Source organism: Aequorivita sp. IT1282 (genome assembly GCF_058068205.1).
Genome location: NZ_JBYRHR010000005.1, coordinates 66,352 through 88,095, shown reverse-complemented (window position 1 = coordinate 88,095; position 21,744 = coordinate 66,352). Strand labels below are relative to the sequence as shown.

At 36.6% G+C, this 21,744-nt stretch carries 19 protein-coding genes; 6 read left to right on the top strand and 13 right to left on the bottom strand.

What is annotated here, in order from left to right; genetic code table 11:
- Window positions 1-79 precede the first annotated feature (79 nt).
- A complete protein-coding gene (locus tag AC3RVG_RS11860) occupies window positions 80-1,960 on the top strand; it encodes a vWA domain-containing protein (RefSeq protein ID WP_489691680.1) in 1,881 nt (626 codons plus the stop codon).
- 96 nt (window positions 1,961-2,056) lie between these two features.
- On the opposite strand, the gene AC3RVG_RS11855 is transcribed toward AC3RVG_RS11860, so the two are convergent.
- The 6 genes from AC3RVG_RS11855 to AC3RVG_RS11830 form a co-directional block, all read right to left on the bottom strand.
- Window positions 2,057-2,611, bottom strand: a complete 555-nt coding sequence (locus AC3RVG_RS11855) for a hypothetical protein (RefSeq protein ID WP_489691679.1) — start codon at window positions 2,609-2,611, stop codon at window positions 2,057-2,059.
- An 18-nt stretch (window positions 2,612-2,629) separates the two neighbouring features.
- Window positions 2,630-5,056 (bottom strand): T9SS type B sorting domain-containing protein, encoded by a 2,427-nt coding sequence (locus AC3RVG_RS11850; protein WP_489691678.1) that lies wholly within the window; start codon window positions 5,054-5,056, stop codon window positions 2,630-2,632.
- Between the two features lie 222 nt (window positions 5,057-5,278).
- Complete coding sequence (locus AC3RVG_RS11845; RefSeq protein ID WP_489691677.1) at window positions 5,279-6,115, bottom strand: ABC transporter permease; 837 nt, start codon at window positions 6,113-6,115, stop codon at window positions 5,279-5,281.
- 5 nt (window positions 6,116-6,120) lie between these two features.
- Entirely contained in the window at window positions 6,121-7,017 is an 897-nt protein-coding gene (locus AC3RVG_RS11840) for an ABC transporter ATP-binding protein (RefSeq protein ID WP_489691676.1), read from the bottom strand.
- 136 nt (window positions 7,018-7,153) lie between these two features.
- Entirely contained in the window at window positions 7,154-8,008 is an 855-nt protein-coding gene (locus AC3RVG_RS11835; RefSeq protein WP_489691675.1) for a DUF4238 domain-containing protein, read from the bottom strand.
- A gap of 322 nt (window positions 8,009-8,330) precedes the next feature.
- Entirely contained in the window at window positions 8,331-8,600 is a 270-nt protein-coding gene (locus AC3RVG_RS11830; RefSeq protein ID WP_489691674.1) for a hypothetical protein, read from the bottom strand.
- 258 nt (window positions 8,601-8,858) lie between these two features.
- On the opposite strand from AC3RVG_RS11830, the gene AC3RVG_RS11825 reads away from it, so the two are divergent.
- A complete protein-coding gene (locus AC3RVG_RS11825) occupies window positions 8,859-9,791 on the top strand; it encodes a peptidylprolyl isomerase (protein ID WP_489691673.1) in 933 nt (310 codons plus the stop codon).
- A gap of 68 nt (window positions 9,792-9,859) precedes the next feature.
- Complete coding sequence (locus AC3RVG_RS11820; RefSeq protein ID WP_489691672.1) at window positions 9,860-10,393, top strand: YfiT family bacillithiol transferase; 534 nt, start codon at window positions 9,860-9,862, stop codon at window positions 10,391-10,393.
- Window positions 10,394-10,466: 73 nt separating this feature from the next.
- Here the strand turns inward: AC3RVG_RS11820 and AC3RVG_RS11815 are convergent, their stop codons facing one another.
- Entirely contained in the window at window positions 10,467-11,021 is a 555-nt protein-coding gene (locus tag AC3RVG_RS11815) for a thioredoxin family protein (RefSeq protein WP_489691671.1), read from the bottom strand.
- A 189-nt stretch (window positions 11,022-11,210) separates the two neighbouring features.
- Here AC3RVG_RS11815 and AC3RVG_RS11810 point away from each other — a divergent pair, with 189 nt between their 5' ends.
- Together AC3RVG_RS11810 and AC3RVG_RS11805 are read left to right on the top strand one after the other, a co-directional pair.
- On the top strand, window positions 11,211-11,522 hold the full coding sequence (locus AC3RVG_RS11810; RefSeq protein WP_489691670.1) for a phosphoribosylpyrophosphate synthetase: 312 nt from the start codon (window positions 11,211-11,213) through the stop codon (window positions 11,520-11,522).
- Window positions 11,512-11,850 carry a tRNA-binding protein gene (locus tag AC3RVG_RS11805; RefSeq protein WP_489691669.1) on the top strand — a complete coding sequence of 113 codons (339 nt, stop codon included), beginning with the start codon at window positions 11,512-11,514 and terminating at the stop codon, window positions 11,848-11,850. Before AC3RVG_RS11810 ends, AC3RVG_RS11805 begins: the two co-directional genes overlap by 11 nt.
- A 10-nt stretch (window positions 11,851-11,860) precedes the next feature.
- Here the strand turns inward: AC3RVG_RS11805 and AC3RVG_RS11800 are convergent, their stop codons facing one another.
- Together AC3RVG_RS11800 and AC3RVG_RS11795 are read right to left on the bottom strand one after the other, a co-directional pair.
- Complete coding sequence (locus AC3RVG_RS11800) at window positions 11,861-12,670, bottom strand: hypothetical protein (protein WP_489691668.1); 810 nt, start codon at window positions 12,668-12,670, stop codon at window positions 11,861-11,863.
- Window positions 12,671-12,672: 2 nt separating this feature from the next.
- Window positions 12,673-13,626, bottom strand: a complete 954-nt coding sequence (locus AC3RVG_RS11795) for a hypothetical protein (protein WP_489691667.1) — start codon at window positions 13,624-13,626, stop codon at window positions 12,673-12,675.
- A 222-nt stretch (window positions 13,627-13,848) separates the two neighbouring features.
- On the opposite strand from AC3RVG_RS11795, the gene AC3RVG_RS11790 reads away from it, so the two are divergent.
- Window positions 13,849-14,355 (top strand): DUF6265 family protein, encoded by a 507-nt coding sequence (locus AC3RVG_RS11790; RefSeq protein WP_489691666.1) that lies wholly within the window; start codon window positions 13,849-13,851, stop codon window positions 14,353-14,355.
- 14 nt (window positions 14,356-14,369) lie between these two features.
- Here the strand turns inward: AC3RVG_RS11790 and AC3RVG_RS11785 are convergent, their stop codons facing one another.
- The 4 genes from AC3RVG_RS11785 to AC3RVG_RS11770 are packed head-to-tail and all read right to left on the bottom strand — an operon-like array spanning window position 14,370 to window position 21,554.
- Window positions 14,370-15,989, bottom strand: coding sequence for a SulP family inorganic anion transporter (locus AC3RVG_RS11785; RefSeq protein WP_489691665.1), 1,620 nt, complete (start codon window positions 15,987-15,989; stop codon window positions 14,370-14,372).
- A 54-nt stretch (window positions 15,990-16,043) separates the two neighbouring features.
- Complete coding sequence (locus tag AC3RVG_RS11780; protein ID WP_489691664.1) at window positions 16,044-17,273, bottom strand: DUF3999 family protein; 1,230 nt, start codon at window positions 17,271-17,273, stop codon at window positions 16,044-16,046.
- Window positions 17,257-19,617 (bottom strand): DUF2339 domain-containing protein, encoded by a 2,361-nt coding sequence (locus AC3RVG_RS11775; RefSeq protein ID WP_489691663.1) that lies wholly within the window; start codon window positions 19,615-19,617, stop codon window positions 17,257-17,259. Before AC3RVG_RS11775 ends, AC3RVG_RS11780 begins: the two co-directional genes overlap by 17 nt.
- 59 nt (window positions 19,618-19,676) lie before the next feature.
- Window positions 19,677-21,554: a mechanosensitive ion channel family protein gene (locus AC3RVG_RS11770; protein WP_489691662.1), complete on the bottom strand. Its 1,878-nt coding sequence runs from the start codon at window positions 21,552-21,554 to the stop codon at window positions 19,677-19,679.
- Window positions 21,555-21,744: the final 190 nt, after the last annotated feature.

Here is a 21,744-nt window from a genome sequence, read left to right as displayed (position 1 = left end):
TTCGTTCCCTCATTCCTTATTTTACACCCCGTATCTGTGTGGTAGTTTTACTTCAAGTTTAACACAAAAACCACACATTATGAAAACACTTTTCACATTTTTAGTAATTGCGTTGCTGAGTTTTCAGCTTGGCGCACAAACCGTTTCCATCAGCGGAACGGTAACTGATGACAGCGCACTTCCGTTACCTGGAGTAAACGTTGTTATTAAAGGAACAAGCAACGGAACCCAAACCGATTTTAATGGTAATTATACTATTGTAGCGAATATAGGACAGACCCTGACCTATTCGTATGTAGGATTTGCTACTGAAGAAATAAAAGTTAAAAAAGCAGGGATAATTAACGTGAGCCTAAAGCCAGGTGCTTCTTTAGATGAGGTAGTCGTTACGGCTTATTCTGTTAATAATGATGCTATAAGAAATGCGATGGGTTATGGGGTTAGAAGAAATAATTCATCATACACCTCTTCAAAAAAGCAAAAGGCAGAGCAGAAAGTGATTATTCGAGGGACATCTTCTTTATACGGTTCAAGAGCTATCGTTAATAATAACAACGTTTCCGAAAACGAATCTTACGGTCGTATTGAAGAAAACATCTTTAAAAGTGTGGGTACAGCACCGCTTTCAACTTTTTCCATAGACGTTGATAAAGCAGGCTATAGCAACATTCGCCGAATGCTGAACAATGGGCAGAAAGTGCCGGAAGACGCAGTTAAGATTGAAGAAATGGTAAATTATTTTGCCTACAACTATCCAGAGCCAGTTGGTAAAGATCCTTTCTCAATTACTGCAGATCTTGTAAACTCTCCGTGGAATGCCGATGCTAAATTGGTTAGAATTGGTTTAAAGGGAAAAGATATTTCGTTAGAGAATGTGCCAGCTTCAAATTTAGTGTTTCTATTAGATGTTTCGGGTTCTATGAATGAACCCAACAAATTGCCTTTGCTGAAAGCTGCATTAAATGTTTTGGTAGACAGATTGCGCGAAAAAGATAAAGTAGCCATCGTTGTTTATGCAGGGGCGGCTGGATTAGTGCTGCCACCAACTTCGGGAGCAGAGAAGTTTATAATCCGTCAAGCTATTGATAATTTAAGCGCAGGCGGTTCAACAGCAGGCGGCGCTGGGATTGAGTTGGCTTATAAAATTGCTGAAGAAAATTTCAGCAAAGGAGGAAATAATCGAGTAATACTTGCTACCGATGGCGACTTTAATGTTGGAAATTCCAGCGATCGTTCTATGGAAAGTTTAATAGAAGATAAACGCAAAAGTGGCGTATTCCTAACCTGTTTAGGTTTTGGGATGGGCAATTACAAAGACAGCAAACTTGAAACGCTAGCCGATAAAGGCAACGGAAATCACGCATATATAGATACTATGCAAGAAGCGCAGAAAGTGTTGGGTACAGAATTTTTTGGAACGCTTTACACAATCGCAAAAGACGTGAAAATTCAAGTAGAATTTAATCCTGCAAAAGTTCAAGCTTACCGTTTAATTGGTTACGAAAACCGTTTGCTGAACGATGAAGATTTTAAAGACGATACAAAAGATGCAGGCGAATTGGGCAGCGGGCATACCGTTACTGCTTTATATGAAATAATCCCAGTAGGAGTAAAGAGCAAGTATTTGAAGGATATCGATAATTTGAAATACACCAAACAAACCAATGTGAATTATACCGATGAAATGCTAACGGTAAAATTCCGCTACAAAGAACCCGATGGCGATGTAAGCAAACTGATTGTAAAAACGGTAAAAGATGAAAACAGTACTATGGAAAGTGCTTCGGAAGACTTAAAGTTTTCGGCTGCTGTGGCGCTTTTCGGAATGCAGCTTCGCAAATCTGAGTTTATAAATACCAAAAAGAAAGAAGACGTAATTGCCTTAGCCGAAGCAGGCAAAGGACAAGATAAAGACGGTTACCGAGCCGAGTTTATTCGCTTGGTAAAAAGCAGCAAATAATTCTAAACTATAAAATATTGTGAGGTGGTTTGGTTTTTTTGAAGAAGGGCGCGAAAGCGCTCTTCTTTTTTTATAGTTCATTCGACTACCAATTATTTACCACGGCGGTCCCGGATTGCCTACTTCCTTCGTTAAATCGAATTGCACTGTAAACAAACGGTCACTACCAATTCTTCGGAGGTTATATGTTATTGAAGTTTCATCAATAGTAAACCACCAAACATTGGTGGACGCCAAAGGTATTAAATTACTTGTATGCTGATCTGCAGGAAAAAATTGAATGTTTGCCAAACCTGTATTAGGGCTGAGCCCGCCGTATTGTGTAACTTCTTCCTCGGAACCATCTTTGTGGCGATGATCGTGTTTTAAGAGAATACGATTGTCATCTTGCATTGAAAGCACCCAGGTTCTGGATTTATTTTCCCCAACAAAAAATGGAATGCGGATTGTTTTTTCTTCGCAACTTCGCACGTGCATCACGAGCTTTTCGCCCACAAAGCCATCGCCTTCTTTTCCGCCAGCAGTAATCGTACCTTCATAGGTTTTACCACAGTGTTGCTTTAAAGAGTTCCAAAATTGAACGGATGCAGGTGAATCTTGCGCAAATAAATGCAACGGAAATAGAAGAATTAAAAAGAATATTTGTTTCATTTTAATTAATTTAAATGTTTAATAATTCACATAAATCCATCCAATAAAGGCCTTTGGATATTTGGGGTCATTCAAAACCAACACGTAATAATAGGTGCCCACCGGAACAATGTTTCCAGTAAATAATAGTCCTTCTGTAGCCACACCTTCCCAAAAGCCATCAGCGTTTCGACCAGTGTGAATTAGGTTGCCATCGCGAGTATAGATATTCAATTCAAAGTTTTCGTAAATGTTTAGGAGGTTGCTTATTTCAAAAGTATCGTTTATCCCGTCGCCGTTTGGTGAAAAACCTTGTGGAATAAAAGGCGCACAGTTTTCCGTGGTTAATAAAAATGAAGTTGTAGCAAAGCAGATTTCGTTTTCCAAACGCACATAAATAGTCTGAGGATCCGTGCCGTTTTGGTATTCAGTTGGATTACTGATTGGATTGGTATTTTCCGAAGCATTATCCATAGTTGTGAAATACTGAACCACATCTTCCGGGGCCAAACTAATTAAATGGTCTTGAACAGTTAAGTCGAAAATGGCCGTGTCAAAACCTATATCGCACTTCAATAAATCTGGCAAATTGGGAATAGGAGGGATGATTTCAAATGATATGATTTGCGTAAATGTATTGTTGTCTTCGCGCAATTCTTCAACTGCACCGTTGCCATTTCCATCGTCGTCCACTACGGCAGTGATAGAAAACGTATTCGGCAAAATGTCGGGAAGTATCAATTCTACTTCACCATTTTCACTGCCGCCAATAGGTATATTTTGCTGGGTTTGTGAAATCCCAAGCAAAATACCTTCAGCATAAAACGCCACCGACGTATTGGCTGGCAAAGGACCAGTAGCTTCCAAATTATAAACCGTAAACGGAAGCCAGAGCGCTCTCTCGCGACAAGCGGAAATCTCAAAAAGTTCTATTGTTGCATCAGGCAAAGGGCAGGGTAAAACTTCCACCGTAAAACTGTCTATAAGAAAACAGTCGGGGTTTGAAACACGAATGTAAATAGTCTGTGGGTTTTCAGTATTTTGAAAATTTTCAGGGTTGGCGATTGGGTTGTTATTGTTTTCGGCATCCGTTTCCGAAAGGTGAAAACTTAGGTCGTAAAGTGGTTCTATTTCTGATGTAACTTCCGTTAAATCGAAATATTCTTCCCCAATGACATCGCAAGTCTCCAGATTGTACAGCCCCGTTATTATGGGGTTTATAAGTAAATGAATTGGGCTTTCGTCTTCGTTATTTTCTTCGTTTATTTCATTAATTATTCCAGTTCCGTTGCCGGTATCATCCACGATGGCTTTCAAAATAAAATCTGCTTCAATATTGTTGGGTACGTTAAAAGTGATGCTTCCACTTTCCTGTCCGTTAATGGGGATAACTGCTAATGTAGCACTTTGTGCAATTAATATTTCATCTGCATAAAAAGCAATAGGCGTTCCTGCCGGAAGCACATCGGTACTATTGAGGTTGTAAACTGTATAATCTAAAGTGACTTCTCGATTACCACATTCCGTACCGCCAATTATATTGTCTATTGAAATGGTTGCATCGGGCAGTTCTGTATTTAAAACGGTGATAATATTATTCACCATTACAAAATCTTGCCCGCTGGTAAGTTGAATAGTCGCCGAAGTATCGCCCGGATTTATAAAGTTCGAAATAGGGTAAACATCGATATCCATATTATAAAGCACATCGCTTCCCGTAAAACTATTTGTGCCATTAAAAGCATTATCCGCCGGATTTAGCGGCGGATTGCTGAGAATATTTCCGTTTATTCGAAGGGTTTCATTTACGGCTAAGCCGCGATCGCCCTCCCAAGCCAGGAAACCGATTTTGGCACCTTGATTATCCAGTACCATTAGATTGTCCAATGTTATTTCTAAGGTTTGGTTGGTGCGCGAAACACTCTCCAAACCGTCAAAAACGTTTACCTGATTGTTGGGAAGCGTAGCATCTTCATAAACCACCGTTACCGCCCAACCGCCAAAGTTGGTACCGGAGCCTGGAGGACTACAATATGAAGGGATTACGAGGGTAAGATCTAAATCAGACAGTGTATAATTACCGTTGCCTGTAGTTCTAATTTGCTCTGTAACATCGGCAAATGCTGAAAAATAGACGTAATCATTACCACCACTATTGTAAGTAACATTAAATGTTCTTTCAGCGGTTATGGGAATTTGGTTAAAAGTAACATTGAAATCACCCGGACCCGAGCCTGCCCAATAAAGATAGGCAGCGGTTACTTCTTGATTTGGTTGCAGTTGAAAATCGGCACTGCTACTGGTAAGAATAAAGCATGTTCCGCCTTGGCCGTTTTCTTCAACATTTAGCGTGTTACCAAAAGCGGTATAGTCAAAATGCCCGTTAAACTGTTGATATAGCGAAATATCTTGAGCAGATACAAGGGTAGAAAAAAGTAAAGAAAGTATGAAAAGGTAAGGCTTCAAAGAAAACTAAGAGTTGATTGACTGCTAAATATAGACAAAAAAAGACGCTCTTGTTTTTTGAAGCTAAGAATTTATTATTCTAAACTTTGTGCGACTCTGTGTTTTCTTTGCGAAACTCTGTGTTATGGCTATTACACAGAGAGACACAGAGGTTCACAGAGTGCCGAAGAGAAAAATAAAAAAAATACTATTAATCCAAACTATTCAAGGAGATGATCTGCTTTATAGGTCTCTTTTCTTCAGTATGGCATAGGACCAATAGATGAAAAGTGCAGTCCAAACCAATACAATGAGAACATTCAACCAGCTTACACCATAATCTTTACTGAAATCTTCACCCAATTGATTGGCGGCAGATTGTACAGCTCCCAAACGACTCAACGGTTCTTTGATGAGGTTTGCCATTGCATTTAGCGGAAAGAATTGTGCAATATTGTCTGCAATATTCGTATCCTTAAAAAATTGCCATTTCATCAAACCATAGAATAACCACTCTACAACCTGCCAAACTATTAAAAACCCAAGGGCAAAAGCAGAGCGTTTCACCAAAATTCCGAGAAAAAGACAGAAAGAAAAGAAGGCCACGAGTTTTATGAAATAGGCTGCAATGTATTCCAAATCACTAAAAATGATGCCTATTTCGTTATAGTCAGAGAAACTTAAACCTAGGATTAGCGATACCAAAAAAATGAATATCGTAGAAATACCTGCAAAAAGTAACACGGTCAAAAATTTTGAAAGCACAAATTCTTTCTTACTTAAACCGTCAATTAGGTTTTGTTTTAGGGTTCTGTAGCTGTATTCATTGCTCATCATTGAAACAATTACAATAGCCAAAAACAACTTCAAAATAGCCGCCACATAGGTGTTGAAATGCCAGATATACGGAAAGTTGAAAATTCCTTGGTCTGCCACACGAAAGTGAAAGTCGCCAAAATTGAATTCTATTGAAGAAATAAGTGCAATAAAAGTGATGAGTATAAAATAAATTATTGAAATAACCTTTGCAGCGCGGTTATAGCGTAATTTCTGAAGTTCTATGTTTAATAATCGGAGCATCGAGCTTAGTTTTGTTTGGTTAGTTCAAGAAATTGTTCTTCAAGGCTTTCTTTACGTTTCACGAGGTGCGAAAGGGAGATGCCTTTTTCAAAAATAAGTTTGTTAACTTCCGCCGCGTCCATCGGTTCGTTGAGGTAAGCGATTAAATATTCGCCTTCGAGTTTAATGGTGCCAAAGGCAGGATTTCCTTCCAAAGCATTTTGAAGCAGTTCAATATCATCGCTCTGCATGGTTAAAAAACCGTGGCTAGCAATCAAGCCATCTACGGTGCCCGAATAAAGGCTAACCCCTTTCCGAAGAATAACCACGTGCGTACACACTTTTTCCACTTCATCGAGTAAATGCGAAGCCAGTAAAATTGTGGTGCCTTGGGAAGCGATAGTTTTAATAATTTCTCGAATTTGATGAATTCCCTGTGGGTCTAGTCCGTTAGTTGGTTCATCGAGTATTAATATTTCAGGGTCGTTTAATAATGCCGAAGCAATTGCCAAACGTTGTTTCATTCCCAAAGAAAAGGTGCCGAATTTGCTGTCTTTCCTGTCTAACAAACCAACGAGTTCTAATTTCTCGATAATCTTTTCTTCCGAAACTTCTTTTATTTTACAAACCAGTTGCAGGTTTTGTACCGCCGTCATATACGGGTAAAAATTTGGGTGTTCAATAATAGCGCCTACTTTCTTTAAAGCGTTGTGCGTATCAATGTTGCCGTCAAACCATTTAAAGTCGCCAGAAGTTTTATTTACCACATTTAGAACGATGCCTAAAGTTGTGCTTTTTCCACTTCCGTTTGGGCCGAGGATGCCGTAAACATTTCCCTTTTCAATTGAAAACGAAAGATTATTCACCGCTGTAAGCGATCCAAATTTTTTAGTAAGATTGTTTATTGTGAGAATGTTTTCCACGGAGTAGTTTTTGGTCCCGATAGTATAGAACAGTTGCTAGTATGACGAGCGGGAATGGGTTTTGTTACAAATTTAAGTGAGAAGTGAAAAGTGAAAGGTGATGTGGTTTTTTAAATCTATTCTTTGTCGGATGCCGTTATTTTTCTTTAAATAGTTGTTTTTTAATAAAATAAATCAAATGTTCTTTTTTTAGTTTTCTATAATATTCCACTGAACCTTCCATAACTTTTAAATTGTTAGATACTACATAGTTTAGAGATTCATCAATGATTGCTGCGTTATAAGGAAGAAACATCTGCATATCGAATGATTGTAATTCTTTTTTTGTTGATGATAGAATTCTTTTTGAAGTTAAAGCAATAAAATAATCATCTTCCACTAAATCAGTAAATTTTCCTAATCGATTTCTGAAAATAAATGGATAATCACCTAAAACAAATAAGTCTTTTTCAAATTCAGTAATTTTAGGATAAATCACATCTGGTTTGGTTGGACTACCTTTCATTTGGTCAATAGTTTCTTTATATAATTTAGACCTTAATATTTTATTCCATCCCTCATCATTTCTAATAGTATCTAAATCTATCCCTTCTGTTATAATTACAGCCCGTTGGATTAAATCTTTAGCAGTAAAATCTGTTTTTGGAATTCTCCAAAAAAGGTTAATAACAAAGAATTGCAAATGTGCAAGATTGATGTCAGAAAATAGTTCGAAATTTAGTTCTGCTGTTTGTAGTTCCTGGATGAAATTAGAAGATTCATCATCTAATTTTTGAAACCAAAAATCTTCAATTATTGATGAATGATTTTTCTCATCAACCTTTATTGTATTCCTAAAATCTTCAAAAAAAATACTTTTTGAACTTCTTTGCTTTCTTAAAATTTCGTCCCTTTTTTTATCATAGATATAAAGCAAATTATTTTCATCAATAAACCCTTTTATTAAAAATTTAGGAATGTAATGATGTCTTATGGAATCTTTGTTTTTCAATTTTCTCTAATTACACGCATCGGTCCGGCTATGACCTTGGACGGTTTTACTTTCACTAATTTTTCGGCCAAAACCAAAGATAGCCGAAAAATTTAAACTAAGTGGAAGGCACAAAATTCGCCTGACGCTCAGGTAGTGTTGGCGTTCGTTTTTATTCACTTTAAAATTTAGTAGTATTAAGTCAAAATTTAACTATTTTATTCACCTACACGAAATCAATTCTGGTATGGTCTAATTCGTAAGAGAAGGGATAATAGCCTTTTGGGAGAATAAATTATACACAATTTTCTCCTGTAAACATTTTTACAACACTTGAAAAGGTTTATTTGGAAAATTTATCTAAACAAGACTTAAAAGCGGAATCAAAATCTTCTTTAACCTGATTTTGAGTATTTAAGTCAAGCTCAATTAGCAAATCTTGGAATACGTAAGCAATTCTGTTTTTGTCAACACTAATAATGTATATACCGTCAAAATTTACATTAGATTGAATAAATTCTTTAGAATGTTTTTTTTTGATTTTTTCAATTTCGGAATTAAAGCATTTTGCAGTTTCGTCGGCTTGTTTACTTACAAAGTATGGTTTTTTCATATTATGGTTTGTTAAATGTGTCACCTACTAATTTATACCCCCAACTTTATTACGTTCATACCGTTAATATAGATGGACACACTCAAGTTTTGTTTTTTAACTTGGCGTAATTCCAAATATACAAATTAACCCCATCCAAACCCCTAATCCCCAATTGCCAATCACTCTTTCTTCTTTAAAACATTTTTTCAATTCTTAATTCTGAATTCTAAATTCAGAATTAAGTACCTTTGCATTTCAATTTTAAAAAAGAACACGATGCAAGACGGAATCTATGCAAAATTCACTACCGAAAAGGGAGAAATTCTTATAAAACTTACACACGACAAAACTCCGGGAACGGTTGGAAATTTTGTTGCATTAGCTGAAGGAAATTTGGAAAATGCTGCAAAACCTCAAGGTACACCGTACTATGATGGCTTAAAATTTCACCGAGTACTTCCAGATTTTATGATTCAAGGTGGCGATCCTAAAGGAACAGGCTCCGGCGGACCGGGTTACGATTTTGAAGATGAATTTCATCAAGACCTTCGTCACGACACTCCAGGCGTGCTTTCTATGGCCAATTCTGGTCCTGCGAGTAATGGTAGCCAATTTTTTATAACGCATGTTGCTACTCCTTGGTTGGATAATAAACACACGATTTTTGGAAATGTGGTTGAAGGACAGGATGTGGTAGATAGTGTTGCCCAAGGCGATACTATGAAAAAAGTTGAAATCTTGCGTGTAGGTGAAGAAGCTGAAAAGTGGAATGCTGTAGAAGCTTTTAGAAGTTTTACAGGCGAAAGAGAAAACAGAATTGCAAATATTAAAGCAAAAGAAGAAGCAGAGCTAAAGAAAGTTTCGGAAGGTTTTGATAAAACTGATAGCGGACTTCTTTACAAGATAATTCAAAAAGGAAATGGCGAAAAGGCCTCAAAAGGCAAAACTGTTTCTGTACATTACAAAGGCGCGCTTATTGATGGAACTGAATTTGATTCATCTTACAAAAGAAAAGAACCAATCGATTTTCAGTTGGGCGTAGGGCAGGTAATCTCAGGTTGGGATGAAGGCATACAATTATTGCATGTGGGCGATAAAGCTCGTTTTGTAATTCCTTCGCATCTTGGTTATGGCGAGCGCGGTGCTGGTGGGGTAATTCCTCCAAGTGCGACCTTGATTTTTGATGTGGAATTAATGGGTTTAAAATAATTTGAAAATAATATTTATTATAAAATCAAAACGTCTCGAGCTATCGGGGCGTTTTGTATTTTTAAGCCATGGAAATAGAGAAACTTAAATACCCAATCGGCAAGTTTGATTGCCCTTCAAATATCACTGCCGAAATACAGCAAGCTTGGATTTCCATTTTGGAACATTTTCCAAATCGTTTAGAAAACTTAGTAGCAAATCTTTCTGCTAAACAATTGAACACCCCTTATAGAGAAGAAGGTTGGACGGTGCGGCAAACAATCCATCATTTTTATGACAGCCACCACAACGCTTACAATCGCTTTAAGTGGACACTAACGGAAGAAACTCCAACTATAAAAGTGTACGATGAAAAAGCTTGGGCAGAAACGGCCGATGCCAAGGATGCACCAATTGAATTATCTTTGGCTGCAATAAGTTCGCTGCACGCAAAATGGGTTTACTTAATAAAAGGGCTATCGCAGGAGCAATTGCTGAAAGAGTTTCATCATCCAGCTCGTGACCGTAATTATTCGCTTGCAGAAACTGTGGGCAGTTATGCTTGGCACAGCAACCACCATTATACGCACATTCAAAATTTGATGAAAAGAGAAGGATGGTAAGCCCTTCCATTCTCCGCAAAGGGGAGTACCTTATTTACGAAGCTTTAGAAATTCCCTCTTCGGGGCATAGGAGTTATTTCCACTTAATATTGCAACCCATGCTTGGTTTTTGATCTTTTCGCTGTGGGTTGTTATTAAGTATATTATCTATTGCTTCACGAAGATCGCGACCATTTACGGGTATTCGGTTTCCGGGTCTGCTGTCGTCTAATTGGCCACGATAAACTAGTTGTAATTCATCATCAAAAAGGTAGAGGTCGGGCGTGCAAGCAGCGTCGTAAGCTTTTGCTACTTCTTGGGTTTCGTCGTATAAATACGGGAAAGGAAAACTTAGGCTTTGCGCCGTGCGCCACATTTCGGCGGGAGAATCTTTAGGGTACTTAATAATGTCGTTACTGCTAATCGCAACAAACCCAAAACCCGTTACGCGATAATCATTGCAAACGCGAATAATTTCATCTATAACATGCTTCACGTACGGACAATGATTACAAATAAACATAACTACGGTGCCTTTTTCACCACGAACATCTTTTAACGACACAGGTTTATTACTCACTGCATTTATAAGTGTAAAATCGGGTGCTTCGGTTCCCAATGGAAGCATTGTAGATTCTGTTCTAGCCATTTCTTTGTTTTATATATTAGTTGCAAAGTTGGTTTAAAGTTACAATTTTTCAGTGGTTAATGGGGTATTGAAAAGGCGGCATCTAAACTTTTAAACCACTTCACGTTCAAACTTTTTTCTATTAAAGAATTTATAAAACTTTGTTGTTGCAAAATATCTCCATTAACTTTAAAATCTAAACTAACAATTATGAAAAACTCATATTCATCACTTTCAGTTGCTATTGGAGATTTACAAAAACATGGCTTTACAGAAGATTTTAATCTTATTGGCGAAGGCATAGAATCTAAATCGCTTAAAATGGAGTGGAATGCTGGCCAACTCGAGGTTATAAAATTTTACCGTTTTGAAGGAATGACAGACCCTGGCGATAATACCATTCTTTTTTTAATAGAAACCCACGATGGTAGAAAAGGCTTACTCGTTGATGCGTATGGTGCAGATCAAGGTGAGATTTCTCCTGAAATGATAAAAAAACTGAACATTCACCATGACGAATAATCTTTCGTGGTCAGACTTTGAAAAAGTCGAAATGCGCGTGGGCACTATTCTTGAAGCCAACGATTTTCCTGAAGCTCGTAATCCTTCCTATCAACTTTTGGTAGATTTTGGAAGTGAATTGGGAGAGCGAAAAACTTCAGCGCAGATTACTTCACTTTACACAAAAGAAGAATTGATCGGGAAACAAGTGGTTGCTGTAGTCAATTTTCCAAAGAAACAAATCGCCAATTTTATGAGCGAATGTCTTGTACTTGGCGCGGTGGAAGGGAAAGATGTTACTTTACTTCAGTTGGAAAAACAGGTGAAAAACGGTTTGCGAATTTTGTAATTCTTCAATTTTAAATAGCTTTTCCTCTTAAAATAACTTGCTTTTGTATGCTGTCGCTAATGATTCTTCTTACAATAGAATCGTGTGTTGGCCCATAAATAGGGTGATACTTTAAACGATTGCGCTGCGATAAATTTATACTTTTGTTTTCACCGTTAAAAAACATTCGGTTGTCTTTTAACACGAGTGTTTTAATTGGGTCTAAATCTTTTTTGCTCACCACCAACTTTCTATCGGTTTCAAGAAATTGTATGCCTACATTAAATAGATCGGCCATTTTTAAATGCTGGTTGCTAATGGTGTTTTTAACCGCGGTTTCACTGTAAATACTATCTAAAATAAATCTGCAATTTTCGGAATCATCTTTAAATGTGAACGAAAGATTTTCAGTGGGATTGACAAAATCTATTTTATCAGAATTAATAATTTTTCCAAAATACACATATTCTAAATCTGAAGCCATGATATACTTTTTGTAAAGCGTATCATTAAAAATACCGCGATTTCTTTGAATGTATTTGTCAGATCGGGAAGTAATGTAGATTATATCTTTCGGATCGGCAAGAGACCGTAAAATATATAATTCTTCAATTATCTGAATCGAGTCATCAGCTTGTACATCTGTTTCTACACAAGGTTCATCGCAGAGGAAAAAGCGTTTATTTCCATAAGAATTTCTGTATTCGCACAACCTAAAAACATAGACTTGATATTCTGAAATAGCAATAGTTTCAGTCACTGGAATAAATTTCAAACTCTGGCAGGAATACGAAAAGGAAACCAAAAGAACAGCTAAAATAATGTATTGAAGTAGCTTCATAATTAGTCGGTTTTAAATTGTGAAGAAACTCCGCCGGCAATTCTCCAACCCCAATAATAATCGGGGTGATACGGAAAATCTGAAGTAAAGTGTAAAAAATCCTGAAGGTCTAATGCGTTAAAATCATAAAGGGTAACATAAGCGCCGTAGCCTTGGCGGAAACTGGTAAAGTTAAGTTTCCATTGCTGTTGGTTAAAACCAAAAGCATCGCCGTTTTCATAAGGAATATGGTCCAATTGCAACTTGTCTGCGGTATCTACAGCGTATTCCTGCCAGCCGGTAAACTTATGAAAACTGAGTTCAACCAAACCTATATATGCAGTTTCATCAAAATGCGCCGAGAGCACAATTCCGCCAGTATAAAAGCGATCTTCTCGATCGCCAAAATAATCGAGAACGGGTCCGCCATCGTTATAATATGAAATTTGCACGCGTCTCGCAATGTTGAGGTTAAAGAAACCAATTGTCTGCGAAGCCCTGTTTTTATCGGGGTTCATTAACCAATTGGAGCCAATTGATACGGAATAATCAAAAGTGTTTTGCAGCGGGTTGGCGACAAAGTCGGAAAAATGATATAAAGGCACAAAACGGAAATCGAGTTCGCGCGGAGTTATGTTATTATTAAACCCGGGCGTTACCGTAGCATTGGCGAAAAAGTCGAAAAATGTGGTTCGATAATAGTCTTTGTTTAAATTGCTGCCCAAAATACCTTTGTTGTAAAATAAAACCCCAATATGCACGGAGGGCAAAATTCCAAAATCATTTTTTGCTAATGGCACGTAATTGGCCACGCCACCAGTGGCTGCAACTCTAAATTTTAAGCCGTGTTTTACTTGGTATTCTGCTGTAATATTTATGCCAAAGGCCAAGCGCAAGTCGTCTATCGGCTCCGTAACTTGAGCGATTGCGCTTGCACAGCTAACCATTAATACAAGTATTGCTATACTTTTTATCATGGATTAATATTTTTAAAAACACGGGGAGGAGGTTGGTAATCGATTAATACTTAGTTAAATATATAAAAATATGTTTTAAATGAATAGTGATACGGATATAATCATGGGCAGATTGACTTGTTTTGCAACACATAACATTTTTTAAAGTATTTTCGCAGTGCCAAGTGATTCCCTAATTTAGGGTGAAATGAGCCTTAAATAAAAAAAGATAAAATATTAAATATGAAAAAAGCTATAACTCTATTAACCCTTATACTTATTGGATTTGTTTCGTGTAAAAACAATGAAAAGGAAATAACTTCCGATAAAAATGCTTTGGAAAATCGTTACGAAAAACTGAAAGAATTACAGTGGATGCTGGGCACTTGGACGAATAAAACTGAGACAGAGTTTTCGCAAGAAACTTGGTCACGAGAAAATGATAGTACTTTTACAGGCTATAGTTTTGTGGAAGTGGAAGGAGAGGTTGTTTTTGCTGAAACCATGGCACTAGAGTTAAAGTCTGAAAAGTTACTATTAACGGTTGCTTCAGTTAAAGCTAAAGATAAAAAGCCTGTTACTTTTAAAATGATATCTTCGGAAAACGGGCAGTTTACTTTTGAAAATAAAAAGCACGATTTCCCCCAAAAAATAGTTTATACACATCCTGCAAAAGATTCACTTCATGCTTGGATTGAAGGTACTGCAAATGGGGAAACCAAAAAAGTTGATTTCTATTTTTCGAAATAGTGATCGAGAATTAATTAAACTTCTGCGTCTAAAGTGTCTGTAACCACATGGTATCGTGGGTCTTCAATAGAATTTTCGATAATGGTTTCAAACTCTGGGTTCCAATTTAAAAGTAGTGCTTTACAGTCTGGGCTAAGGTGTGTTAATTTAATTTGCTTGCCGCTATCTATATATTTATTCGCGATATTCCGAACGGCTTCAACGCCAGAATGATCGGAAATTTTGGATTCTATAAAGTCTATTTCAATTGTGTTTGGATCTGTAGAAATATCAAACTTACTGTTGAAAGCGGTAGTTGAACCAAAAAATAATGGCCCCCAAATTTCATACACTTTAGTACCATCTTCTTTAATTCGTTTACGTGCGCGAATTCGTGTGGCGCTTTTCCAAGCAAAAACAAGAGCACTCATAATTACACCCACAAATACTGCTATTGCAAGATCTTGCCAAACGGTAATCGCCGAAACAGCAATTAAAACAATTGCGTCTGAAAGTGGAATTTTATTTATAATTCTGAAACTACTCCACGCAAATGTGCCGATAACCACCATAAACATTACACCCACCAAAGCTGCAATAGGTATTTGTTCAATTAAAGGTGCTCCAAAAAGCACAAAACATAACAGTGCAATGGCTGCCGTAGCTCCTGAAAGTCTACCGCGACCACCAGAACTCACGTTAATAATAGATTGCCCAATCATTGCACAACCGCCCATTCCACCAAAAAGTCCGCTTAACATATTTGCACCACCTTGCGCCATGCATTCACGGTTTCCACTTCCGCGTGTTTCGGTCATTTCATCTACTAAGTTTAAAGTCATCAAAGATTCAATTAAACCAACGGCCGCTAGTAGAAATGCTGTTGAAATTATTAAATCCCAATGGCCTGTAAGGGTATCGATAAAACCAAAAATCTGTGTTTGAAAAACGGGAAGCGAACCTTTTAGACCACTTCCACCACCATCACGAATAAAGGATCCTACAGTACTCACGTCAAGACCTCCAAAGATTGTAATACACGCCACAACAATAATGGCTATTAAAGCTGCTGGTAGTTTTTTAGTTAGTTTAGGTAAGCCAAACATAATTGCCATAGTTAAACCAACCAATGCGAGCATTACCCAAAGATCCATTCCCGTAAGCCATTGAGGCACCGTTCCGCGGCTTTCTTTAAACAGCCCCATTTGTGAAAGGAAAATCACGATTGCCAAACCATTTACAAACCCCATCATTACTGGATGCGGAATAAGACGAACAAATTTCCCTAATTTAAAAACACCTGCCATTATTTGGATAGCGCCCACAAAAAGAAGAGTTATAAAAAGCCATTGCAGCCCAAGATATTCTACAGGATCTGCCAATGAAAGCCCTACTTCATTTCCCTTTTGAATTAAATGAACCATTACAACAGCCATTGCGCCTGTAGCACCCGAAATCATTCCTGGACGGCCACCAAAAAGTGCAGTGATTAATCCCATAATAAATGCGCCGTAAAGTCCCACTAATGGGTCAATACCAGCAACAAACGAAAAAGCAACTGCCTCAGGTATTAAGGCTAATGCTACCGTTAATCCTGAAAGGACATCGTTTTTTGGGTTCTGTGTGAAATTTTTGAAGGTCTGCTGTAAAATCATCGGCGTTTTAAAAAAGTGGCAAAGATAGGTTTTTCTTATTGAATGGACTCGAACCTATTTTTTGCGTATCATATTTATAGTAAACCATCCCAATAGACCAATTATTGCAGCCATAATAACCCACAACCACAGCTTATTTTCGAAAAGCGGGGCACGCTTGGAAACTTCTTCTTTTATAATTTCCCTTTCTTCGGAAAGCTTTACGGACGTACTGTTTGACGGAATACTTTCAGTAAATTTTGAAATGTCATAATTAGGATTTGTCGCTTTAGGATTTCCGTAAACTAAATAATATGTTGCTGGTTCTGCGAAACGAGCGAGCAACGTATGCGTATATCCTTTTACAATTACATCGTCAATTTTTAAAGGACGATTGTCGTGATTTTCAATTTCAATCCTTAATCTTTTGGTTATTGTACTGCGAAAATGTAGATCATTATTTTCTAAAGAACTTAGAATATTTGAGCTAAGCGTATTAAAATTATACTTCCATCCTTTTTTGGTTTTGATACTATCCGTAAGATATTTTATAGTTACCGGACGATAATAATCAATAGAATCTTTAATTTTTAAAGAAACCAAACTTATGGGTATAGATTGCGAAAAGTCAATATCGACAATGGTTCTTTTTAAATCATTGTTTTCTGTGGATGAAAAGTTTTTAATCGCGTATGTGTTGAAAACAGCAGTTTCAATGCTGCTTAATTGTGTTTCCGCAGCGAGCAATTCAGGTTTTTCATTGGATGTAATTTGAAGTCGCAAATAGCGATATTTTGACTTTGGAAACCTAACATTTGTAAATTGATAGTCCGTTAGTTCATTTTTTATTGAAAGAACACGATAATCTGAAACAATAGAAAACCATTCGCTGTTGTCTTGACTTCCTTCCAAATTAACCAGCCAATTGAAGTTTTGCTGTTTGAACTTTAAATGAATCTCATTAAGGGTTTTTTCTGAAGGAATTTCAAAAGTGAAGAAATAAGCGCTCCCTTTTTTTGAAGTATTTAGCAATTTGAAATCGATGTTCTTTTCGGTTTGCTTTTCCGAAGTAATTTTCAATAAATAAGGGACTTCAATGGTGTCGGTTTTGGTAATACCGTAGATTCTGAAATCATTCAAACTGTTCCTCGATTTGCCGAAAACGGCATCGGGCAATTCTACGGCATGCCAAGTTTCTGAAACACCTTTTATTTCTCTCGAATAATCATAGGTATTTAACTGTGCGAAAGCAACTTTCGTAAGTAAAAGGAATAAAACTAGCAGTAATTTATTCTTCCAAATCATTGGTTATTTTTGCTTTAAACTTGTTGTATAAAAATGAAATTATCAGTAATAACACGCCTAAAATTACAAAAACAATGGTTTTAGAAATGGTGTTCATATCTGATATATCGTAAAGAAAAAGTTTTATAAGTGTAAACCCAAAAAGTACAATGGCCACAATTCGAAGGAATGGTTTGCTTTTCCAAATGCCTATAACAATCAATAAAAGTGCATATAAACCCCAAAGGATACTCAAGCCTAATTTATAAGATTGAGTGGAGCCAGCAATATCCAACCAAGCAATAAGCTCGCTACTTAAAATTGCAAGAATAATTATGTGCAGAAAAATAGTGAAAGGCGTTTGAAGTCCTTTCTGCAGCACACCTTTTTTCACCGAAAGCAAGCCTGCATAAACCAAAGCTAACACACTGATGATAGCAATATAGCGTATTAATAAATTGAAAATGCTTCGGTTGTAATATTCGGTTAAAGTGTTGTCAATATACGATTCTCTTAAATCCGTCAACGCAAATAACCCTTCAGTGAAAAAAAGTAAAAAGGATAATGCACTTGCCACAATTAGCACATATGCTAATAGATTGTTTTTAAGTTTTTTTATGTTGAAAATGGATAGCGCTGCAAGAAAAAGCAGCGTATAAATATAGGTCCATACAATTCTAAAGTTAAGATAATCTTCATTTTGATGATAATTGGTATAGGAACCGCCCGTTTCATTTAGTTCCAAATATGATGCGGTGTATTGTGCATTCCAATAGTCTGCAATTTCTAGTCGGAAGCAATTGTAAAGTACAAAAATAAATATGCCAGGAATTACAATTGAAGTTAGTTTCTGAAGAAAATCACCTTTGATTAATGGAGATTCAAATTTTTCATTTTTGAATAAATAATTAATAAAGCCAAATGCCGCGAGAAACAAGATGCCCGTCAAAAACCGAAGATTGAAAATTGGGGTGAACGTACTTTCTTCACCTAAAGTAGTATAAGTTGAGAAAGACATCCAGTCTTGAGCCAAGCTAATAAAGGCGAGAGCCATTAAAACGTATGAAAGTTTTTCGTAAACAGAAACGCTTTTAGTCCTGCCAATCCAAAATAGCAGCGCTGCACCTCCCGCCCAAATTATTGTTACCCAATTGCCGTCTAATTGTACAGGAACGGCAACAGTAAGAAATACTAACACCAAGCCGGCAATAAAATAAAACAGGTTTTTATCTGCCAGTTTTTGTTTATAGATAAGTGTGCTTACACTAAAATGAACTATTGCGTTAGCCAATGTGAACAGCCCTAGTAATTCTTTACCTGTTTCATGATTTGAAAGCAGGGAATAGCCGGCGCCAAAAAAGATAAAGGAATTTGCAAAAAGCAATACAATATCGCCAATATCGAATTTTTCTTTTTTAATTAGTTTGTAAGCTAGTAATGCGCAATAGAAAATCGCGAAGAAAACCAACAGAAATATTAATGCAATCGAAAAGTGCTCGGCAGCATACGAATAAAAGTACCAAGATAAATAGATTAGCCAAGTGAAAGCGAATGATGAGTAATAGATTGATTTCCAATATTTTTTAAAGGAAATAAAAAGTATTCCAATATTTATAATGGCCACATAACTAAAGAGTATTTCGACCCTGCCAGAGTCGTTGCTCAGCAAAAACGGCACTGCATAGGCGCCCACCAATCCCAAATGAGCAATAATGGGAAGATTGTAATTTAACGCCGCAACCACTGTAAAAGCGGTGAAAACTACCATTAATAAAAAGGCAATTGTTTGAGGAATTAATTCATAAAAAGAATATGCCGAAAATGTAATGAAATACATAATTACCATTGCACCGCTTACTAAAACAGCGCTGAAGTTTTTGTAATTCTCTTTAAGCTTTATTCCAAAACCAAGTAATCCCAATCCCAAAATATAACCAAGTATTATTCTAGTTAACGGGCTAATAAGATCATTTTCTATAGAGTATTTTGCTCCAATGGCAACGCCAATAATTGTAATAAGAATTCCAATTTTATTGATAAGGTTTTCACCAATAAATTTTTCGAGATCAGATTTTTGCTTTGCAGTATATCTAGGTTTTGTAGTGGGAGGGATGGTTTGCCTTATTACTCGAGGTAAAGCATCTTCGGTCTTTTCACTTTTTAAAGCAGGTTCGGAAGGAATAGACCGAGTTTCAGGTTCTATTTTAGGCTGTATTTCTTCAGGAACATTATAATTAGCCTCAGCATTCAATGTCTGAATCTGGCCTTTAATTTCCCAAATTTCCTTTGAAAAATGTTCCTGTCTTCTTAGCAGCAGTTCCAACTTTTCATTAAGCGCTTTTAAATAGTTTGAGTTGTTTTGCATGAAAATTTAAGAGGTTTAAAAGCCGCGAACAGCAATTGAGAATTTAAAGACTGAATATTTTACTTATTATCTTTATTCTGGGTTTTCACATTAAAACTAGGCGCTTCATAATCTTTCGGCAAATAATCTGAAGGAATAGTTGAGGCATTCCCATCACGACCCGCTCGATAATGTGGCGATAGTATTTCAATACCGTTCTCATTACACACATCTTGAATATTTTGGTGCAAATCTGAATAAATTTTAGCCTGCTTATTTGCTTCGCGAACGTAGGCATTAATTTGGTAAGCCACATAAAAGTCTTCCAAACTAGTTTGTAAAACGAAGGGTTTTGGTTCTTTCAAAATCAACTCTGTTCGCAGTGCAGCTTCAATTAATATTTGGTACATATCTTTCCAAGGCACGTCATAACCAATAGTAACCGTTGTGTGAATTATCAGTCCATTTGCTGGTGCATCAATACTATAATTAATAGTATGACTATTCATTACAGTAGAGTTGGGAATGGATATAATTTCGTTTTTAATCGTGCGAACGCGGGTAACCAATGAAGATTTTTCAATTACATCTCCAGTAACTTCACCAATTTTTACGCGATCGCCGATAGTAAACAATCGCATATAAGTAAGTACTAAACCTGCAATAATGTTTGAAAGCGACCCCGCAGAACCAAAAGTAAACAGAAACCCTAAAAACACCGAAACACCTTTGAAAATAGGGGATTCACTTCCGGGTAAATACGGGAAAATTACTACAAACATAAAGGCTATAACCAAAATGCGTATAATCTGATAAGTAGGTTCGGCCCAATCTGGATAAAAGCCCGTAAGCGTTAAATTTCCTTTCGCTATTTCATCTTTTAAAAATCGAATTCCTTTCAAAATATATCGAAATACGATTACAATTACAATGATGGTAATTAGGTTTGGAAGAAAGTTCCAAAAGGAAGACAGTATATTTTTAATAGGATTCAAAATATAACCAAACAGGGTGTCGGCAAATTGTTCTGTCCACGGAAAGAGCCCGAAAAGTATGGGTAATGCAATATATACAGCCAGAAGTATTACAAACCACTTCAATAATTTATTTACTAAAAGCAATACATTTACTTGCCGTTTTGCATCAAAAAGGGTGTAGTTTTTAATTTTGATGCCTTGTATTTTTTTGTTTTCTTGAAGTAGAATTTTTTGAGCACTCCATTTAAAAAATTTCGAAATGTAAAAAATCAATAATACAATAACCAAGAGCACCAATAGCGCTAAACCAATTTGTTTAGCGAGTGTTGCAAAACTGGTTTCGTCTTTATATTTTAGAACTGCTGCGGTTATTTTATTCTTGTAGGTTTCTGCTAACTCATTTTTGGAGGTATCGTTCCATAGCGCATCTGTTTCGGTAACGCTCATTATTATTTTCTCTCCTAAAACAATGTCTAAAGTGGTTTCCACTTCTTCAATTTTCAATGAATTTTCATCAAAATTAAAATTGGAGGAGAGATTGCTAATCCTGCTCGAAATTATATCGGCTCGCTCTTTTGGAGAAAAACTGCCCAGTTTGCTATAAAGCACAAAAAGGGTATCATTAAAAAACCCGAATACAGGAAAGCCTTTAGTTGTATTTTTTAGCGAATCTATTCGCGCCTTTTTTAGCGCAATTCTATTTATTTCCTTTTCGTTTAAAACCGTTAATTGCGCCTGTAGTTCTTCTTTTTTTAGATTGTCGGTAGTTTTTAGAGCGTCTATCTGAGCTTCTAAATCACCTTTTCTAATAGAATCAACAACACGTTGGCGTTCAGTTTCTGAAAGACGTTTATTGTAGTTTTCTAGGAGTGCGATGTTAACCGAATCCACTTTAACAGAATTGGTATCCTCTTGGGCAAAACCAATGGAAACCGATAAAACGAATACTATGCGTATTAAACTCTCACAGAATTGATTCATAAGGCAAAGAATTTAGGCTAAAGTAATCAAAAACAAAATTATAATTATTGGCTTTTATGCTTCTTAAAACATTCTAAGATATGTATTTTATTAAGGCAGCGGGAATAATTTGAAATAAGAGAGGGTGCGATTAAGAAATTTCCATTTTAAAGCATAAAAAAACCGGCAGCGGTTTTACCCGTGCCGGTTT

What these genes read in the sequence shown, in the direction of transcription:
- AC3RVG_RS11860 (WP_489691680.1), top strand. Translation starts at nt 80, where the DNA reads ATGAAAACACTTTTCACATTTTTAGTAATTGCGTTGCTGAGTTTTCAG.
- AC3RVG_RS11855 (WP_489691679.1), bottom strand. Translation starts at nt 2,611, where the DNA reads ATGAAACAAATATTCTTTTTAATTCTTCTATTTCCGTTGCATTTATTT.
- AC3RVG_RS11845 (WP_489691677.1), bottom strand. Translation starts at nt 6,115, where the DNA reads ATGCTCCGATTATTAAACATAGAACTTCAGAAATTACGCTATAACCGC.
- AC3RVG_RS11830 (WP_489691674.1), bottom strand. Translation starts at nt 8,600, where the DNA reads ATGAAAAAACCATACTTTGTAAGTAAACAAGCCGACGAAACTGCAAAA.
- AC3RVG_RS11825 (WP_489691673.1), top strand. Translation starts at nt 8,859, where the DNA reads ATGCAAGACGGAATCTATGCAAAATTCACTACCGAAAAGGGAGAAATT.
- AC3RVG_RS11820 (WP_489691672.1), top strand. Translation starts at nt 9,860, where the DNA reads ATGGAAATAGAGAAACTTAAATACCCAATCGGCAAGTTTGATTGCCCT.
- AC3RVG_RS11815 (WP_489691671.1), bottom strand. Translation starts at nt 11,021, where the DNA reads ATGGCTAGAACAGAATCTACAATGCTTCCATTGGGAACCGAAGCACCC.
- AC3RVG_RS11810 (WP_489691670.1), top strand. Translation starts at nt 11,211, where the DNA reads ATGAAAAACTCATATTCATCACTTTCAGTTGCTATTGGAGATTTACAA.
- AC3RVG_RS11805 (WP_489691669.1), top strand. Translation starts at nt 11,512, where the DNA reads ATGACGAATAATCTTTCGTGGTCAGACTTTGAAAAAGTCGAAATGCGC.
- AC3RVG_RS11800 (WP_489691668.1), bottom strand. Translation starts at nt 12,670, where the DNA reads ATGAAGCTACTTCAATACATTATTTTAGCTGTTCTTTTGGTTTCCTTT.
- AC3RVG_RS11795 (WP_489691667.1), bottom strand. Translation starts at nt 13,626, where the DNA reads ATGATAAAAAGTATAGCAATACTTGTATTAATGGTTAGCTGTGCAAGC.
- AC3RVG_RS11790 (WP_489691666.1), top strand. Translation starts at nt 13,849, where the DNA reads ATGAAAAAAGCTATAACTCTATTAACCCTTATACTTATTGGATTTGTT.
- AC3RVG_RS11785 (WP_489691665.1), bottom strand. Translation starts at nt 15,989, where the DNA reads ATGATTTTACAGCAGACCTTCAAAAATTTCACACAGAACCCAAAAAAC.
- AC3RVG_RS11780 (WP_489691664.1), bottom strand. Translation starts at nt 17,273, where the DNA reads ATGATTTGGAAGAATAAATTACTGCTAGTTTTATTCCTTTTACTTACG.
- AC3RVG_RS11775 (WP_489691663.1), bottom strand. Translation starts at nt 19,617, where the DNA reads ATGCAAAACAACTCAAACTATTTAAAAGCGCTTAATGAAAAGTTGGAA.
- AC3RVG_RS11770 (WP_489691662.1), bottom strand. Translation starts at nt 21,554, where the DNA reads ATGAATCAATTCTGTGAGAGTTTAATACGCATAGTATTCGTTTTATCG.